Origin of the sequence: Streptomyces sp. NBC_01549, assembly GCF_026339955.1 — a bacterium.
Lineage (GTDB): Bacteria > Actinomycetota > Actinomycetes > Streptomycetales > Streptomycetaceae > Streptomyces.
Window position 1 is genome coordinate 1,919,880 of sequence record NZ_JAPEPW010000001.1, and the last position, 16,802, is coordinate 1,936,681.

15 protein-coding genes and 1 riboswitch are annotated in these 16,802 nt (G+C 70.6%); of the genes, 5 read left to right on the plus strand and 10 right to left on the minus strand.

Features of this window, described 5'->3' with window-relative positions; all coding sequences use genetic code 11:
- Positions 1 to 150 precede the first annotated feature (150 nt).
- Positions 151 to 2,313, plus strand: a complete 2,163-nt coding sequence (locus OG819_RS08280) for a sulfatase-like hydrolase/transferase (protein ID WP_266648706.1) — start codon at positions 151 to 153, stop codon at positions 2,311 to 2,313.
- A 100-nt stretch (positions 2,314 to 2,413) separates the two neighbouring features.
- On the opposite strand, the gene OG819_RS08285 is transcribed toward OG819_RS08280, so the two are convergent.
- The 3 genes from OG819_RS08285 to OG819_RS08295 all read right to left on the minus strand — a co-directional run bounded on the left by OG819_RS08285 (position 2,414) and on the right by OG819_RS08295 (position 5,671).
- Positions 2,414 to 3,970, minus strand: coding sequence for an ABC transporter substrate-binding protein (locus OG819_RS08285; RefSeq protein WP_266648708.1), 1,557 nt, complete (start codon positions 3,968 to 3,970; stop codon positions 2,414 to 2,416).
- A gap of 147 nt (positions 3,971 to 4,117) precedes the next feature.
- Positions 4,118 to 5,398, minus strand: coding sequence for a metallophosphoesterase (locus OG819_RS08290; RefSeq protein WP_266648709.1), 1,281 nt, complete (start codon positions 5,396 to 5,398; stop codon positions 4,118 to 4,120).
- Positions 5,399 to 5,428: 30 nt separating this feature from the next.
- Positions 5,429 to 5,671 (minus strand): SCO4848 family membrane protein, encoded by a 243-nt coding sequence (locus tag OG819_RS08295; RefSeq protein ID WP_266627832.1) that lies wholly within the window; start codon positions 5,669 to 5,671, stop codon positions 5,429 to 5,431.
- A 112-nt stretch (positions 5,672 to 5,783) separates the two neighbouring features.
- On the opposite strand from OG819_RS08295, the gene OG819_RS08300 reads away from it, so the two are divergent.
- Entirely contained in the window at positions 5,784 to 7,094 is a 1,311-nt protein-coding gene (locus OG819_RS08300) for a D-alanyl-D-alanine carboxypeptidase (RefSeq protein WP_323139332.1), read from the plus strand.
- Here the strand turns inward: OG819_RS08300 and OG819_RS08305 are convergent.
- Genes OG819_RS08305 through OG819_RS08320 form a run of 4 tightly spaced genes read right to left on the minus strand, consistent with a single transcriptional unit; the run spans position 7,048 to position 9,905 of the window.
- The gene (locus tag OG819_RS08305; RefSeq protein WP_266648712.1) at positions 7,048 to 8,007 is read right to left on the minus strand and encodes a YihY/virulence factor BrkB family protein; all 960 of its coding nucleotides are present in this window, start codon (positions 8,005 to 8,007) and stop codon (positions 7,048 to 7,050) included. The two genes, OG819_RS08300 and OG819_RS08305, sit on opposite strands and share 47 nt — an antisense overlap.
- Complete coding sequence (locus OG819_RS08310; RefSeq protein WP_266436838.1) at positions 7,995 to 8,441, minus strand: GtrA family protein; 447 nt, start codon at positions 8,439 to 8,441, stop codon at positions 7,995 to 7,997. The genes OG819_RS08305 and OG819_RS08310 overlap by 13 nt, the downstream gene beginning before the upstream one ends.
- The gene (locus OG819_RS08315; RefSeq protein WP_266648714.1) at positions 8,438 to 9,382 is read right to left on the minus strand and encodes a decaprenyl-phosphate phosphoribosyltransferase; all 945 of its coding nucleotides are present in this window, start codon (positions 9,380 to 9,382) and stop codon (positions 8,438 to 8,440) included. Before OG819_RS08315 ends, OG819_RS08310 begins: the two co-directional genes overlap by 4 nt.
- Positions 9,375 to 9,905: a phosphatase PAP2 family protein gene (locus OG819_RS08320; RefSeq protein WP_266627824.1), complete on the minus strand. Its 531-nt coding sequence runs from the start codon at positions 9,903 to 9,905 to the stop codon at positions 9,375 to 9,377. Before OG819_RS08320 ends, OG819_RS08315 begins: the two co-directional genes overlap by 8 nt.
- Positions 9,906 to 10,047: 142 nt before the next feature.
- Here OG819_RS08320 and OG819_RS08325 point away from each other — a divergent pair, with 142 nt between their 5' ends.
- The gene (locus OG819_RS08325; protein WP_266627822.1) at positions 10,048 to 11,460 is read left to right on the plus strand and encodes an FAD-binding oxidoreductase; all 1,413 of its coding nucleotides are present in this window, start codon (positions 10,048 to 10,050) and stop codon (positions 11,458 to 11,460) included.
- 251 nt (positions 11,461 to 11,711) lie between these two features.
- Positions 11,712 to 12,467: a decaprenylphospho-beta-D-erythro-pentofuranosid-2-ulose 2-reductase gene (locus OG819_RS08330; RefSeq protein WP_266648715.1), complete on the plus strand. Its 756-nt coding sequence runs from the start codon at positions 11,712 to 11,714 to the stop codon at positions 12,465 to 12,467.
- A gap of 7 nt (positions 12,468 to 12,474) precedes the next feature.
- Here OG819_RS08330 and OG819_RS08335 read toward each other — a convergent pair whose 3' ends face one another.
- Positions 12,475 to 13,059: a 2'-5' RNA ligase family protein gene (locus OG819_RS08335; protein ID WP_266585046.1), complete on the minus strand. Its 585-nt coding sequence runs from the start codon at positions 13,057 to 13,059 to the stop codon at positions 12,475 to 12,477.
- A gap of 198 nt (positions 13,060 to 13,257) precedes the next feature.
- A complete protein-coding gene (gene trpS / locus OG819_RS08340) occupies positions 13,258 to 14,271 on the minus strand; it encodes a tryptophan--tRNA ligase (RefSeq protein WP_266648717.1) in 1,014 nt (337 codons plus the stop codon).
- 139 nt (positions 14,272 to 14,410) lie between these two features.
- On the opposite strand from trpS, the gene OG819_RS08345 reads away from it, so the two are divergent.
- A complete protein-coding gene (locus tag OG819_RS08345; RefSeq protein ID WP_266627815.1) occupies positions 14,411 to 15,079 on the plus strand; it encodes a hypothetical protein in 669 nt (222 codons plus the stop codon).
- 29 nt (positions 15,080 to 15,108) lie between these two features.
- Here OG819_RS08345 and OG819_RS08350 read toward each other — a convergent pair whose 3' ends face one another.
- Positions 15,109 to 16,587 carry a glycine hydroxymethyltransferase gene (locus OG819_RS08350; RefSeq protein WP_266648719.1) on the minus strand — a complete coding sequence of 493 codons (1,479 nt, stop codon included), beginning with the start codon at positions 16,585 to 16,587 and terminating at the stop codon, positions 15,109 to 15,111.
- Positions 16,587 to 16,673, minus strand: a riboswitch (ZMP/ZTP riboswitch). Its footprint overlaps the gene before it by 1 nt.
- Positions 16,674 to 16,802: the final 129 nt, after the last annotated feature.

The window sequence follows — 16,802 nt, forward strand, 5'->3', positions numbered from 1 at the left end:
TGAACAAGCTCGGTGACTCGCTTGAACATAAGCAAACCCGGATGATTGAACACCTGCCGGTACGACCTCGTACCCAACAGATGAAGGCGGCCCCGACCTCAGCCTGGTCCGCCGCGCCACCACCGGGCTTCGCACGGAAGGACCGCCGGGTTGTCGTTCAACACGAGCTCTCGACAGCTGCCGAAAACGGACGAGGCACCCGAGGACATGCCCTCGCAGGAGGCCACGCCCCTGGACGCCCCCGCCCCGACGGACACCGTCCAGGCGGAGTTCTCCGAGGTGAGCGCTCCAGAGGCGGAGGCGGAGGCTCCAGAGGCCGAGGCAGCCCCCGAGCCGAAGGCCCCGGAAACCAAGGCCCTGGAAGCGAAGGCCCCGGAGACGGAAAGTCCCGAGGCGGAGACACCTGAGACCGGGACAGCTGAGACCGAGACACCTCAGACGGAAGAACCTGACGCGGAAGCCTCGGACGCGGAAGCTCCGGAAGCCTCGGACGCCGAAGCCCCGGAAGCCCCGGACGCCGAGGTTCCGGAGCAGGCCGCCGCCGTGTCCGACACCGGCACCGCCGCGCCCGAAACCGACGCCGACGGCGACGGCGACGGCGACGGCGACGGCGACGGCGACGGCGACGCCGCCGCTCCCCGCCGCCGGTGGCGGCGCGTCCTGGGTGGGTGGCGGGAGAAGTACCCGGTCGCGGCCCGCGTTCTCGCGTGGACCACCACCGCCGTGGCCCTCGCCGTCGTGGTCGCCGCGCTCCTCATGCCGACCCAGGCGGACAAGTTCCGGCTGGCCGCTTTCGTGCGTCTCCCGGTGGAGGCGATCTTCGGCGCCGCCCTGCTGATCGTCCTGCCCCGCAAGCCGCGGATCGCCGTGGCGGTGTTCGCCGGGCTCGGCCTGGGCGCCCTGACCGTCGTGAACTTCCTCGACATCGGTTTCAACGAATACCTCGGGCGAGGCTTCAACGTCGTCCTCGACTGGTCGCTCTTCAGTGATGCGCAGGGATACCTCCAGGACACGTTCGGCAAGGGGGGCGCGCTCGGCATCGCGGGCCTGGCCGTGACGCTCGTGATCGCCGTACTCGCCCTCACGACGATGTCGGTGATCCGACTGGGCAACCTGGCGGCCCGGAACACCGAGATGGCGACCCGCACGACGCTGGTGCTGGCCATCGCCTGGGTCACCTGCGCGGCGCTGGGCGTGCAGTACGCCGCGGGAATACCCATCGCTTCGGAGCACACCATGCAGGCCCTCCAGTTCAAGGCGGAGCAGGTGCGGCGGACGCTTCGGGACGAAGCCGAGTTCGCCAAGATCGCGAAGAAGGACGACTTCGCCAACACGCCGCCCGACCAGCTGCTCACCGGGCTGCGCGGCAAGGACATGATGATCACCTTCATCGAGAGCTACGGCCGCAGCGCGATCGAGGACCCGGTCATGGCGCCGGGCGTCGACGCGACGCTCACGGCCGAGAACGAGAAGCTGACGCAGGCCGGGTTCGCGGCCAAGAGCGGCTGGCTGACCTCGGCGACGTACGGCGGAAGCAGCTGGCTCGGCCACTCCACCTTCATGTCGGGCCTGTGGATCAGCAACCAGCAGCGCTACCGCACCGTCACCGCGGGCGAGCGCCTGACCCTCCCCGGCGCCTTCAAGAAGACGGGCGCCTGGGACACGGTCGGTGTCATGCCGGGCATCCAGAAGGCCTGGCCGGAGCAGAACTTCTACGGCATCGACAAGCTCTACGACTCCCACAAACTCGGCTACAAGGGCCCGAAGTTCAGCTGGTCGACCATGCCTGACCAGTACGCCCTGACCGCGTTCGAGCGCCTGGTGCACAGCAAGAAGCACGACAAGCCGCTGATGTCGACGATCATCCTGACCTCCAGCCACCAGCCCTGGGCGCCGATCCCCAAGCTGGTCCCGCAGGACCAGGTCGGCGACGGCTCGATCTACGACTCGATCGAGAAGGCCGGCAAGAAGCCCGCGGACATCATCACCGACTCCACCAAGTCGAAGCAGGAGTACGGCAAGTCCATCCAGTACTCGGTGTCGAGCCTCATCAACTACCTGGTGAAGTACGGCAACAAGAACACCGTGCTGATCTTCCTCGGCGACCACCAGCCCATCGCCCGGGTCAGCGGCAACCACGCCAGCCGTGATGTGCCGGTCTCGATCGTCGCCAAGGACCCGAAGGTCCTGGACAAGATCGCCGACTGGAACTGGGCGGACGGCCTGCAGCCGAAGCAGGACACCCCGGTCTGGAAGATGAACGCGTTCCGCGACCGCTTCCTGACGGCGTACGGCTCGACCCCGGCGCCGTGATCCGGGGAGCCGGGGCCGCCACGAGGGACCACACGGTCTCGCCGTGGCGGCCCCGGCTCCACACGGGGCGGGGTGCCACCCCGTGAGATCGCGTCACGTGTCAGATCCAGTTGAGCCGCCACAGGCGGAAGACACCGGTCCCGTCCGACAGGTACTGGCCGCCTCCGACGTCCTCACTGCTGAGCACGTACTCCTTGCGCTGCCACAGGGGAATCAGGGGAACATCGCGGGCCACTCTTTCCTGTAGTGCCCGGAAGTCGTCGGACACTCGGCTGCGGTCCTCATAGTGCTGGCTGTCCTGAATCAGCCGGTCCACGTCCTTGCTGCTGTACCCGTTCTTCATGCTGTTGCCGGTGCCGACGAGCGGGGTGCTGAAGGTGTCCGGGTCGGGGAAGTCGGCGACCCAGCCGACCGCCCAGGCGTCCAACTTGCCCTCGGCGTACCGCTTCTGGAAGTCGGTCCACTCGTAGCCCTTGATGTCCACCTTGAACAGGCCGCCCGCCTCCAGCTGCCGCTTGAGCTCGGCCGCCTCCTCGCCGGCGGCGCCCCGCCCCTCGGCGTACCCGTAGGTGAAGCGCACCGGCAGCGACACCCCGGCCTCCGTGAGCAGGGCCTTCGCCTTCTTCGCGTCGGGCTTGGGATAGGCGTCGAAGAACGACGTCGAGTGCCCGGTGATGCCCGCCGGGATCAGCCCGTACAGCGGCTCGGTCGTCCCCTTGTAGGTCTGGCTGACCAGTTGCTCGCGGTTGATCAGCGCGGCGATGGCCTGGCGTACGAAGAGGTTGTGCAGCGGCGAGCTCGCGCGGACGTTGAGGACGAGGTTGCGGGTCTCGGCGCTGTCGGCCTCGGTGACGTGCTGGTCGGGGTCGCTCGGCGAGAGGGCGGCGAGCGTCGCGGGCGTCAGTTGACGCGTCGCGACATCGACCTGCTTCGCCTTCCAGGCGCTCTCCAGGGCCGCGGGGGTGGCGTAGTAGCGCAGCACGGTGGGCGTGCCGCTCCCCTTGACGGCGCCCTTGTAGTGCTTGTTGGGCGCGAGAACGGCCCGCTTGTCCTTCGTATACGTCTTCAGTACGTACACCCCGGTGCCGTCGGCGCCCGCGTCCTTGCGCAGGGCGTGCTTCGCGTAGCGGGCGTGGTCGACGATCGACCCGGCTCCGGTGGCCACCTTGAAGGGGAAGGTGGCGTCCGGCGAGGACAAGTGGAAGGTGACCTTGAGGCCCTTGGCGTCCACCGAGCCGAGGGTGGAGAACAGGGACGCGGGCCCCACCTCGGAGTTGATGGCCTTGACTCGGTCGAAGGAGAACTTCACGTCCTCGGCGGTCACCTTGCTCCCGCTCGGGAAGGTCAGGTCGTCGCGCAGGGTGCAGGCATAGGTCCGCAGCCCGCCGCCCACGAACCCGCAGCTCTTCGCCGCGTCCGGCACGGGCGCCGCGCCACCGGGCTCGAACGTCAGCAGTGACTGGAACACATTGCTGAACAGGGCCCAGGAGCCGGCGTCGTACGCGCCCGCCGGGTCGAGCGAGGTGACGGCGTCCGTCGTCCCGACCGTGATGGTCTTGTCGTCGTTCATCTTCGACGGCAGTAACTGCCAGCCGCCCACTCCCACGGCCACCAGTACCGCCAGCACCGCGAGAATCCGTACGCGAACCGATCGCATCGGCGCCCCTCCCCAGGCCACGCCCCGTGTCACTCCCCAGTGACGCGGATCACCCAACCACAGGTGTTTCGTCTGAGGGAAGAGGTGTTCGAAGAATCAAACGGGGTATTGGGAAAGGCCGTTTCGCCCCTGTTTCACAGCCGGCTCTCAGGCTTGGGGAGACGCCAGTTCCACGACGGTGATGTCCGACGGCGCGCCCACCCGGGTCGGCGGCCCCCACGCACCCGCGCCCCGGGAGACGTACAGCTGCGTGTCGCCGTACCGCTCCAGCCCCGCGACCCTGGGATTGGCCAGTTCCGCGATGTAGTTGCCGGGCCAGAGCTGTCCGCCGTGGGTGTGCCCGGAGAGCTGAAGGTCGACACCGTGCTTGACCGCGTCGTGGATCTGGACCGGCTGATGGGCGAGCAGCACCACGGCCCGCGAGGTGTCCCGGTCCCCCAGCGCCCTGCCGAAGTCGGGCCCGTGCCCCTCGCTCTCCCCCGCGACGTCATTGACGCCCGCGAGATCGAATCCGGCCATTTCCGTCCGCGCGTTCTCGAGCGGGTGCAGACCCAGTTCCCGTACTTCCCGGACCCATCGCGCGGCGCCGGAGTAGTACTCGTGGTTGCCCGTGACGAAGTATGAGCCGTGCCGCGCCCGAAGCCGCGCGAGGGGCGCCGCGGCGGGTCCGAGGTCCTTCACACTCCCGTCGACCAGGTCCCCGACCACCGCGATCAGGTCGGGCTGCGTCGAGTTGATCGTGTCGACGACCCGCTGACAGAAGTCCCTGCCCAGGACGGGCCCGAGGTGGATGTCGCTCACCACGGCGATCCGGTAGCCATGAGCGGACCGAGGCAGTTTGGCGAGCGGCACGGTGACCCGCTTCACCCGGGGCCCGCGCAGTACCCCGTACGTCCCGTACCCCACGGTCCCCACGGCGACGGCCGCGGCCGCCCCGCCGACGGCGCGCGAGACGAAGAGCCGTCGCGAGGGGGTGGTGACGGGCCGTGACGGTTCGGCAGGTGGGAGCTCTTGGGGTTCCTGGGGCTCCCGGGGTGCCGCTCCCGTCGGTACCGACACCGTGTGCGGTACGGGTGCCGTGTGTGGTGCGGTCGCGGAGGGGGCCCTGCGCCGTTCCACGACCCGGCGCAGCAGCGGTCGTACGACCTCACCCGCCACCGCGCCCAGCAGCAGATAGATCGACAGCGCCATCCACAGGAACCCCGGCCAGGCCAGCACCCGCTGGAACCAGAAGGGCGCACCGGCGCGCTCCGCGGCGACCGCGGCGATCATCAGCACCGGCCCCGCGACGAAGACCACCGTGCCCGCGCGCCGGGCGGGCCCCGGACCGGACGTCGTGTCGCGCACCAGACGGCGCCACACGTACCAGTACAGCCCCGCGACCGCGGCGAGGGCGAGCAGTCCCACCAGTACGAAGACGATGACCAAGACGCCGTGTCCCCCGTTCGTCCCCTGTTGTTATGACGTCTGGCGCAATGCGCGCAGCCCGCGGAACCCGATGCCCCCGACGACCGTCCCCAAGACAAAGGAGACGACGGCGAGCGTCAGGTGCACCCAGAAGTACGCCGTCGGATCCCCCGCGTCGTCGAACGCGAGCCCGCTGCCGTCCTTCCACAGGTTTTTGACGAAAGTGACCCAAATGACCCAGCTCCACACTCCGAAGGCGAGCAGGAACCAGGAGACGGGGCGGCTGAGCTTCATGGGTCCAGTATCGCCGTCGCCGGCCGGGACCCGGCGCCGGGGTGGCCGGGACCTGGGGACTCCACGGTCCGGTGAGGGGACTTCCCAGCCCACGCCCTGTACTTTCTCGACCGTGCCCGTCACCAAAAAGACCATCCAGCGATCGATGCTGGTCACTTCCGCCACCCTGTTGTCTCTTTCACTGACGACGACCGTCCCCGTCTTCGCGGCTGACAAGCCGTCGTCGTCGCCGTCACCGACGGCGAGTCCGAGCGCCACTCCCCCGGCGAACATGTCGACGGTGGGTGGAGCGCGGCTGGGACAGGCCGGGACCCAGGTGGATCTCGGCGCGGGCGCCCCGGTGCTACCCAAGGAGGTGACCGCACGCTCCTGGATCGTCACCGACGCCGAGTCGGGCGACGTGCTGGCCGCCCACAACGCGCACTGGCGGCTGCCGCCGGCGAGCACCCTGAAGATGCTCTTCGCCGACACCGTGCTGCCGAAGTTCCCCGGGACCGAGCGGCACAAGGTCGCCGTCACCGACCTCTCGGGCATCGGCGCGGGCTCCAGCATGGTGGGGATAAAGGAGGAGGAGACGTACACCGTGCACGATCTGTGGCTCGGTGTCTTCCTGCGCTCCGGCAACGACGCCGTGCACGTGCTGTCGGCGATGAACGGCGGCGTCGACCAGACGGTCAAGGACATGCAGGCGCACGCCGAGGACCTGCAGGCCCTCGACACACATGTGGTCAGCCCCGACGGCTACGACCAGCCGGGCCAGGTGTCATCGGCGTACGACCTGACGCTGTTCGCCCGCTCCGGGCTGCAGAAGAAGGACTTCCGGGAGTACTGCTCGACGGTGCGGGCGAAGTTCCCGGGCGAGACGAAGAAGAACGACAAGGGGAAGACGAGCCGGGAGACCTTCGAGATCCAGAACACCAACCGGCTGCTGACCGGCGACACCGACGTCTCCACGTACCAGGGCATCGCGGGGGTGAAGAACGGCAACACCACCAACGCGGGCGCCACCTTCACCGGTGTCGCCGAGCGGAACGGCAAGGTGCTCCTTGTCACCGTGATGAATCCGGAGAAGGACGAGCACAACGAGGTCTACAAGGAGGCCGCGCGGCTGCTCGACTGGGGGTTCGGCGCGACCGGCAAGGTCACGCCGGTGGGTGAGCTGGTGCCGCCGAAGGGCGTCGACACCGGCGCGCAGGCGGGTGCGTCCGCGTCCGCCGGATCCGACGCGCCGACGTCCACCGGAGGTCGCGGGGACAAGGCCTCCGCGTCACCGGTGGCCGCCTCCACGGCGTCGAAGGACGGCACCAGCGGGATCGGAACCGCCCTGGCCATCACGGGCGGCCTGCTCGTCCTGGTCGCCGGCGCCGTCTTCCTCGTCAACCGCCGCTGGCCTCTCCCCGACCTGATGCGCCGCCGCCGCTGACCCCCTCGGGCTCCTCGGGGGCGTCGGGCTCGTCGGGGGCGTCGTCGCGTTGTTTCGGGCCGGAGTCGGCATGTCCCGTGGCCGTCCAGGCGGCGCAGAACAGCACCAGCTTCGCAGTGAAGTTGATCCACAGCAGCAGCGCGACGGGCACCCCGAAGGCGCCGTACATGCTCTTCGACGCCACACCCCGCATATAGCCGCTGAGCAGCAGCTTGAGCAGTTCGAAGCCGACGGCGCCCATCAGCGCGGCGACGACGAGCCGGTGGCGCGGCGGCTCGACGCCCGGCAGCAGGGTCAGGACGTACAGGAGCAGCAGGAAGTCGGCGAGCACGGCGACGACGAACGCGGCGGACTGCAGCAGCACGCTCCCCCAGTCGTGTTCGCCGATGCCGAGCTGCCGGGCCGTCCAGCCCACCATCGAGGACGCGACGGTGGAGACGGCGATGGTGACGAGCAGCGCGCCGCCCAGCCCGACGAGGACCCCGCCGTCCTTGAGCCTGCGCAGCAGGGGATTCTCCTCGCTGTCGGGCAGTTCCCAGACCGCGCGCAGACAGCCCCGCATGGAGTCGACCCAGCCGATGCCGATGAACAGCAGGACGGCGCCCGCGATGAGCCCGATGGTGCCGGCGTTCTGGACCAGCCCGTTGATGTCGAGCTGGTCGGAGATGCCCGGCACCTGATCGGCGATCTTGTCCTGAAGCTCCTTCTGCCGCTGGCTGGTGAGGGTGGCGGCGGCGATCGCGGCGCCGACGGTCAGCAGCGGGAAGAGCGCCACGAAGCTGATGAAGGTCATCGCGGCGGCGAGCCGCGCCCACTTCACCCGGTCCAGACGCTCGTACGACCGCCACGCGTGCGTGGCCATCAGGCGGGTGACCAACGGCCCCACGCCGGGAAGCTTTTTCAGCCAGTCCATGATCCGACTCTGCCCTCGCCTCGGAAGACCAATGTCCGGGTACCCCAAAAACGCAGGACCGTGGCGAGTGCCATACCGATCCCGGCACCGGAGACCGTGTCGGCGCGCCGCGAGGTGAGCCCGAGGCCATGGTGGCTGACGGCGATGCACAGGAGCTGGACGAGGGCGCCCGCGAGGTTCACGGCGAGGAACACCAGGAAGTCGCGGCACCGCCGGGGCCCCCGCACGGGGTGGTGCCGGTACGTGCCGAGCGCGTTGCCCGTGTACGCGACCGAGCAGCCCGCCGCGAAGGACAGCGCCTTGGCGGTGAACGGGTCGAGGCCCACGGGGCCGCGCAGCCAGAGGAAGAGGCCGAGGTCGGCGGCGTAGGCGAGGACGCCGACGGTGGCGAAGCCCAGGAGCTCCTGGGTCAGGGGCCGCTGGGCCGGGCTCACCAGTTCACGACCGCGAGCCCGTACATCGCCAGCCACACCACTCCGATCAGGGCGAGCGCGCGGTCGCGCAGGACGACGTCCTCGGGTTCGCCCGCCGTGCCCCGGTCGGCGAAGACGGCGTAGCGCAGGACGGCCAGAATGAAGGCGACCATGGACAGTTGGCGCCAGGGCAGCACCCCGGCGCCGGGCACATCGCCGTCCTCCAGGGCCCACAGGCAGTAGCCGAGGACGGCGACCCCGGCGGCCAGCTGCCAGACGAAGCGCAGATAGCCGGTGGTGTACTCGGTGAGCAGCGCGCGGGTGACACCGGTGCTCCCGGCCAGCTGGACGGCCTCGGAGTACCGTTTCGCCGCCACCATGAAGAGGGCGCCGAAGCCCGTGGTGATCAGGAACCAGCGGGAGAGCGGGATGCCGAGGGCGAGCCCGCCGATCATCGCCCGCATCAGGAAACCGGTCGTCACGACGGCGAGGTCGACGACCAGGACGTGTTTGAGGCTGACGCAGTACGCCAGTTGCATGCCGAGGTAGGCGGTCAGCACTGCCGCGGTGACCGGAGAGGACAACAGGGCGGCGGCGACCGGGGCGAGGACGGCGAGGACGCCCCCCGCGGCATACGCGAGGGAGACGGGGACCTGGCCCGCGGCGACCGGGCGGCGGCGCTTGACCGGGTGGGCGCGGTCGGCGTCGGCGTCCCGGGCGTCGTTGATCAGGTACACGGCGGCGGCGCAGGCGGTGAACAGGACGAAGACGAGCGCGAGTTGGATCACCGCATGCCGGGAGAAGAGCCGGCCCGCCGCCGCCGGGGCCGCCACGACCAGCAGGTTCTTGACCCACTGACGGGGACGGGTGGTCCTGAGGAGCCCCCGGGCGAGGCCGGTGAGAGTCCTCTCGGGCGCCGGGACGGTCGGCGTGGGGTCCAGGAGCACCGTGCGCTCAGCCATGGCCGGCCTCGATCCAGCGGGCGCCCAGACGCGCCGTCAGGGCGCCCAGGGCGGCGCCCGCGACCACGTCCGAGGGGTAGTGCACGCCGACCACCAGCCGGGAGAGGCACATCGCGGCGGCGAGCGGGAGCAGCGGGCGGGCCCCGAGCGCGCCGAAGGCGACCGCCGCGGCGGTCGCGGCCGTGGCGTGGGAGCTGGGGAACGAGTGACGTCCGGCCGTGCGCACCAGCGGGACGACGTGCGCGGGGCGCGGACGGCGCACGATCCGCTTCACACCCATACTGGCGAGGTGTGCGGTGGCGGTGAGCGCCATGCCGCGCAGCCACGCGCCGCGCCGCTCACGGTCGACCACCGCCCCCGTGAGCCCGGCCCCGAGCCACAGCGCACCGTGCTCCCCGCTCCAGGAAAGGGTACGAGCGACGGCCGCCACGCGTGGATCCGTGCCGCGCTCATGCAGGGCCGACAGCAGCCGACGGTCCATGCCGTCCCAGCGTCGGCGGTCCATGTCGTCAAGGTCGTCCATGTGATCTCACTCTTCTAGGGAGTGGCCACAGAATTACGGAAATCTTGTACGACATCCCATTAATCACCCATTTCGGTGAGGAGCCGCGAAGACGGGAGGGGTGAGGGCTTTATGCACCTTTTTCGCCGATACGGTCACGGTCATGCCTTCCGACGCCGTCTCCGACCCGGCCGAGCCCGCCTCGGACCCGGCCGGATCCGCCTCCGACCCGGCCGAGTCCGTCTCCGTCACGGGCTGGGGCCGCACCGCCCCGACCACCGCCCGACTGGTCCACCCGCGCACCTACGAGGAAGCGGCCGCCGCCGTCCGCGCCTGCGGGGCCCGCGGAGGCATCGCACGGGGCCTGGGGCGGGCGTACGGGGACGCGGCACAGAACGCGGGCGGGGCCGTGCTCGACATGACCGGCCTCGACCGCATCCACGCGATCGACGCCGCCGGCGGGACCGTACTCTGCGACGCGGGCGTGAGCCTGCACCGGCTGATGGAAGTCCTGCTCCCGCTCGGCTGGTTCGTGCCGGTCACGCCCGGGACCCGCTATGTGACGGTCGGCGGCGCGATCGGCGCGGACATCCACGGCAAGAACCACCACGTGTCCGGCTCGTTCGGCCGCCACGTCCTCTCCTTCGAGCTGCTGACCGCGGACGGCGCGATCCGCACGGTGCCCCGCGACACCCCTCTGTTCGACGCCACCACGGGCGGCATGGGCCTGACCGGGGTGATCCTCACGGCGACCGTCCGGCTCCGGCCCGTCGCCACCTCACTGATGTCCGTCGACACCGAACGCGCGGCGGACCTGGACGACCTGATGGCCCGTCTCACCGCCACGGACCATCGCTACGGGTACTCGGTCGCCTGGATCGACCTGCTCGCGCGCGGCCGCTCGACAGGACGCTCGGTGCTGACCCGTGGGGAACACGCGCCCCTGGACGCGCTCCCCCCACGCGCGCGTCGGCGCCCGCTGGCCTTCCGCCCGGCACGGTTCCCGTCCGCGCCCGCCTTCGTACCGGAGGGGCTGCTCGGCCGCGGAACAGTGGGCCTCTTCAATGAGCTCTGGTACCGGAAGGCACCTCGCGCGCGCGCCGGGGAACTGCAGCGGATCTCGGCCTTCTTCCACCCGCTCGACGGGGTGCCGCACTGGAACCGGGTCTACGGGCGCGGCGGCTTCGTGCAGTACCAGTTCGCCGTCGGACACGGGCGCGAGGAGGCCCTGCGGCGCATCGTGCGGCGCATCGCCGAACGCCGGTGCCCGTCCTTCCTCGCCGTCCTGAAGCGCTTCGGCCAGGGCGATCCGGGCTGGCTCTCCTTCCCGATGCCGGGCTGGACCCTCGCCCTGGACATCCCCGCGAGCCTGCCGGGCCTCGGCGCCTTCCTCGACGAGCTGGACGAGGAGGTGGCCGGGGCGGGCGGGCGCGTGTACCTGGCGAAGGACGCGCGGCTGCGGCCGGAACTGCTGGCCGGGATGTATCCACGGCTCACCGAATTCCGGCGGTTGCGGGCCGAGTTGGACCCGCGCGGGGTGTTCACCTCCGACCTGTCCCGCCGCCTCGACCTCTAGGCCCTGTCGTCAAATTCCCGTCTGCCCCGCGACGCCATGCACGCTCCCCCACTGCCTGAAGGGCGTGGGAGGTGCCCCCCACTCGCCGCACCGGGCACAGACCCAAGTACATCCAGTACGAGGGCCTGTGCCCGGCACACCGAGAGCACGCACCTGACGCCGCAAGGCCCGCCCTTCGGGCGGACGACGGGAATTTGACGACAGGACCTAGAACCGTCCCGCCTCCTCACCCCTCCCCTCTAGGAGTTGTCATGAAGGACGCCTTCGGAGCACCCCAGTCCCTGCTGGTCCTCGGCGGCACGTCCGAGATCGCGCTGGCCACGGCGCGCCGTCTGATCGCCCGGCGCACCCGCACGGTGTGGCTCGCCGGACGGCCCTCGCCGGCCCTGGAGCGGGACGCCGAGCACCTGCGCGCACTGGGCGCGGATGTCCGTACCTTGTCCTTCGACGCGCTCGACCCCGAGTCCCACGAGACGGTCCTCGGCAAGGTCTTCGCCGAGGGCGACCTCGACATGGTGCTGCTCGCCTTCGGGGTCCTCGGCGACCAGGCCCGGGACGAGCGGGAGCCGGTGGCCGCCGCCCGGATCGCGCAGACCAACTACACGGGCGCGGTGTCGGCCGGGCTGGTGTGCGCGCGAGCCCTCCAGACACAGGGGCACGGTTCCCTGGTGGTGCTCTCCTCGGTCGCGGGCGAGCGGGCCCGCCGCTCCAACTTCATCTACGGGTCCAGCAAGGCGGGCCTGGACGCCTTCGCCCAGGGCCTGGGCGACGCGCTGCACGGCACCGGCGTCCATGTGATGGTCGTACGCCCCGGGTTCGTCCGTACGAAGATGACCGCGGGGCGCGCGGAAGGACCCATGGCCACCACACCGGAAGCGGTCGCGACGGCCATCGAGGTGGGGCTGCGACGGCGCTCGGAGACGGTGTGGGTGCCGGGGTCGCTGCGACTGGTGATGGCGGCGCTGCGGCACGTACCGCGGGCGGTGTTCCGGCGCCTGCCGATCTAGGGCCTGGCTAGCGGCTGGCGATGGTCCCGCGCTCGATGTCCATGTGGCCCGCCTGCGGTGGCACCACGGTTCCCCCGAAGGCGAACTCCCGGAGCTTGCGCCACACCCCGTCGGGGCCCTGCTCATAGAGCGCGAACCCCATGCAGGACCACTCGGCGTCGTAGTCGGCGAGCTCCTGGAAGGCGCGGTCCATCGCCGCGTCGTCGATGCCGTGCGCCACCGTGACGTGCGGGTGGTACGGGAACTGCAGCTCGCGTGCCACCGGACCGGAGGCGTCGCGGACCCGCTGCTGCAGCCAGGTGCAGGCCTCGACGCCCTGGACGACCTTCACGAACACCACCGGCGACAGGGGCCGGAAGGTGCCGGTGCCGGACAGTCGCATGGGGAAGGGCCGGCCGGCCACGGCGACCTCGGTCAGGTGCGCCTCGACGGCCGGCAGGTCGGCGGCGTGGACCTCCGTCGGTGGCACCAGGGTGACGTGCGTGGGGATGCCACAAGCCGCGGGGTCGCCGAAGCCCGCGCGCCGCTCCTGGAGCAGGCTGCCGTGAGGCTCCGGGACCGCGATCGACACGCCGATCGTTACGGTCCCCACGTCGTCTCCTGTCGTCGTGTCCGGTGCGTTGTCGGTCGCGTTGCCGGTTGCGTTGTCGTTCGCGTCGCCGGGCGCGTTGTCTGGTTCGTACTCAGCCGTCCGGCTATCGACTGTAAGGCCCCGGCTGTGTTGTGGGCAGGCGCAGCCATAGTGATGTGCAGCGCTCTGCCCAGCGGTACGTGTGTGCGGTCGTACGCCTCAGTGCTTGGCGGGCAGGAAGCCCACCCGGTCGTACGCCTGCGCGAGTGTCTCCGCGGCGACGGCGCGCGCCTTCTCGGCTCCCTTGGCCAGGATCGAGTCGAGCGTCTCCGGGTCGTCCAGGTACTGCTGGGTGCGCTCCCGGAACGGCGTCACGAAGTCGACCATGACCTCGGCCAGGTCCGTCTTGAGCGCACCGTAGCCCTTGCCCGCGTACTTCTCCTCCAGTTCCGCGATACCGGCACCGGTGAGGGTCGAGTAGATGGTCAGCAGATTGCTGATACCCGGTTTGTGCTCGCTGTCGTACCTGATGACGGTGTCCGTGTCGGTGACCGCGCTCTTGATCTTCTTGGCAGTGGTCTTCGGCTCGTCGAGCAGGTTGATGAGGCCCTTCGGCGTGGACGCCGACTTGCTCATCTTGATCGACGGGTCCTGGAGGTCGTAGATCTTCGCCGTCTCCTTGAGGATGTACGGCTTCGGGATCGTGAAGGTCTCGCCGAAACGGCCGTTGAACCGCTCGGCGAGGTCGCGGGTGAGCTCGACGTGCTGGCGCTGGTCCTCGCCGACCGGGACCTCGTTCGCCTGGTACAGCAGGATGTCGGCGACCTGGAGGATCGGGTACGTGAACAGGCCGACGGACGCGCGGTCCGAGCCCTGCCTGGCGGACTTGTCCTTGAACTGGGTCATGCGGGAGGCCTCGCCGAAACCGGTCAGGCAGTTCATGATCCAGGCGAGCTGGGCGTGCTCGGGGACATGGCTCTGGACGAAGAGCGTGCAGCGGTCCGGCTCGAGACCGGCGGCGAGCAGCTGCGCGGTGGCGAGCCGGGTGTTCGCGCGCAGGTCCGCCGGGTCCTGCGGCACGGTGATCGCGTGCAGGTCGACAACCATGTAGAAGGCGTCGTGGGACTCCTGCAGGGCCACCCACTGGCGGACGGCGCCGAGGTAGTTGCCGAGGTGGAACGAGCCCGCCGTGGGCTGGATTCCGGAGAGCACGCGGGGACGATCAGAGGCCATGTTCACCATTCTCTCAGGTGCACCCGGGAGCTCGGGAACAGGTGGGAGCAGAGCACTCCCCGGAGGGGGGACCCGGGCGGATACTCGAGGCAGGTGCCGGGGCGGACGGGGGACACGCATGGCGGGCCGAGGCAGACGGATGGGATCGGGGATCGCCGTGTTGTCGGGTGTGATGCTCGCCGTGTCGGCGGCGCACCCGGCGGGGGCTCTCGCACCGGCCGCGGGGCCGAGAGGGCCGGACATGGCCCTGGTCATCGAGGGCGGCACGGGGCGGACGACCGCGCTGCACTCCGGGGAGCGGGACTTCACACGGCTGTGCGACCTGCTGACTCCCACCTTCAAGGGGACCGAGCGGGTGCCGGACGCGTGGGCGGCGGGCGACTTCCCGCCGGTGCGGGCCACCGTGGTGTGGGGGCTGAGCGGGGTCGGGGGCTGGCCGCAGACCGACAGCGCACCGGGGGGCGACATCGCCATGGCGCGCCAGGACCAGCTGTTCGTGGCCGCGGACGGCACGCCCTGGGTACGCACGGACCCCGCGCCCGACGTGGTCGACGACGACATCCGCTGGCATCGCGTGGCGCGCTCGGTGTACGAGCGGGTGGTCGAGCGGGGGAAGCTGCTCGACGCCGCCGTAAGCGCACCGGGCTCGAAACGGGGTGTCGAGGAGCGTGCGCGGTGGGTGCTGCCCGGGCTGGGCGCAGGTCTGCTCCTCGGGGCCGGCGGCGCCTTCCTCGTACGCCGCGCGGCGGCCCGGCGGGAGGGAGCCGGACCACCGCGGGAACCACGACAGGAGCTGATCGACCTCTGAACCAGGAGGCCTCTGAACCGGGAGGTGGGTCAGCCGAGGTCGATCTCCGGGTAGAGCGGGAACGGGGCGAGCAGGTCGGTGGCGCGGTGGGAGACCTCGTCGGAGATCTTCGCGTCGAGGACGTGCTGGGCCTTGGACGGGGCGCCCTTGGCGGTGGTGCCGGGCTCGGCGGCGGTGAGGACGCGGTCGATGAGACCGGCGATCTCGTCCATCTCGGTGGTGCCCAGACCACGGGTGGTCAGCGCGGGTGTGCCGATGCGGATACCGGAGGTGTACCAGGCGCCGTTCGGGTCGGCGGGGATGGCGTTGCGGTTGGTGACGATGCCCGAGTCGAGCAGCGCGGACTCGGCCTGGCGGCCGGTGAGGCCGTAGGAGGAGGCGACGTCGATCAGGTTGAGGTGGTTGTCCGTGCCGCCGGTGACCAGGGTGGCGCCGCGCCGCATCAGGCCTTCGGCGAGGGCGCGCGCGTTGTCGACGACGGCCTGGGCGTAGTCGCGGAACTCGGGGCGGCGGGCCTCGGCGAGCGCGACGGCCTTGGCGGCCATGACGTGCGGGAGCGGGCCGCCGAGGACCATCGGGCAGCCGCGGTCGACCTGCTCGGCGAGGCTCTCGTCGCACAGGACCATGCCGCCGCGCGGGCCGCGCAGCGACTTGTGCGTGGTGGTGGTGACGATCTGGGCGTGCGGAACCGGGTCGAAGTCGCCGGTGAGGACCTTGCCCGCGACCAGACCGGCGAAGTGCGCCATGTCGACCATGAGGGTCGCGCCGACCTCGTCGGCGATCTCCCGCATGATCCGGAAGTTCACCAGGCGGGGGTAGGCGGAGTAGCCGGCGACGATGATCAGCGGCTTGAACTCGCGGGCCGACGTCCGCAGCGCCTCGTAGTCGATGAGACCGGTGGCGGGGTCGGTGCCGTACGAACGCTGGTCGAACATCTTCCCTGAGATGTTCGGGCGGAAGCCGTGGGTGAGGTGGCCGCCCGCGTCCAGGGACATGCCGAGCATGCGCTGGTTGCCGAAGGCCTGGCGCAGCTCGGCCCAGTCGGCCTCGGAGAGGTCGTTGACGTTGCGGACCCCGGCCTTCGCGAGGGCCGGGGCCTCGACACGCTGGGCGAGGACGGCCCAGAAGGCGACCAGGTTGGCGTCGATGCCGGAGTGCGGCTGGGCGTAGGCGTGCTCGGCGCCGAAGAGCTCGCGGGCGTGCTCGGCGGCGAGGGCCTCGACGGTGTCGACGTTGCGGCAGCCGGCGTAGAAGCGGCGGCCGACGGTGCCCTCGGCGTACTTGTCGCTGAACCAGTTGCCCATCGCCAGCAGGGTGGCCGGGGAGGCGTAGTTCTCGGACGCGATCAGTTTGAGCATGTCGCGCTGGTCGGCGATTTCCTGAGCGATGGCGTCGGCGACGCGGGGCTCCACGGCCCGGATCACGTCGAGGGCGCTGCGGAAGGCGGTGGACTCGGTGGAGAGGGGCTCGGGCATGGAAGGCCTCCGGACGTGGCGTTCAGCGTTCACGAGTCGGCCCAGGCGCACGGCACACAGTTCACGAGCCGCTCCCCGATGGTCGATCCCATCCCAGCGCGCCAGTCACGGCCCGTCCGTCAGCCTACCGGGCGCGCCGGATCGGCGGCCACGCGGCGGTAGCCGCAGAGTGTCCCGCGCCGTCCACCATGCGAGCGACGATAAGAAGGGGGCCACGCGTCCGCCCCTCCCCGTGCGGCAGCGATCCC

What these genes read in the sequence shown, in the direction of transcription:
- OG819_RS08295 (WP_266627832.1), bottom strand. Translation starts at nt 5,671, where the DNA reads ATGAAGCTCAGCCGCCCCGTCTCCTGGTTCCTGCTCGCCTTCGGAGTG.
- OG819_RS08305 (WP_266648712.1), bottom strand. Translation starts at nt 8,007, where the DNA reads ATGGACTGGCTGAAAAAGCTTCCCGGCGTGGGGCCGTTGGTCACCCGC.
- OG819_RS08345 (WP_266627815.1), top strand. Translation starts at nt 14,411, where the DNA reads ATGGGATCGGGGATCGCCGTGTTGTCGGGTGTGATGCTCGCCGTGTCG.
- OG819_RS08325 (WP_266627822.1), top strand. Translation starts at nt 10,048, where the DNA reads ATGCCTTCCGACGCCGTCTCCGACCCGGCCGAGCCCGCCTCGGACCCG.
- trpS (WP_266648717.1), bottom strand. Translation starts at nt 14,271, where the DNA reads ATGGCCTCTGATCGTCCCCGCGTGCTCTCCGGAATCCAGCCCACGGCG.
- OG819_RS08320 (WP_266627824.1), bottom strand. Translation starts at nt 9,905, where the DNA reads ATGGACGACCTTGACGACATGGACCGCCGACGCTGGGACGGCATGGAC.
- OG819_RS08315 (WP_266648714.1), bottom strand. Translation starts at nt 9,382, where the DNA reads ATGGCTGAGCGCACGGTGCTCCTGGACCCCACGCCGACCGTCCCGGCG.
- OG819_RS08330 (WP_266648715.1), top strand. Translation starts at nt 11,712, where the DNA reads ATGAAGGACGCCTTCGGAGCACCCCAGTCCCTGCTGGTCCTCGGCGGC.
- OG819_RS08285 (WP_266648708.1), bottom strand. Translation starts at nt 3,970, where the DNA reads ATGCGATCGGTTCGCGTACGGATTCTCGCGGTGCTGGCGGTACTGGTG.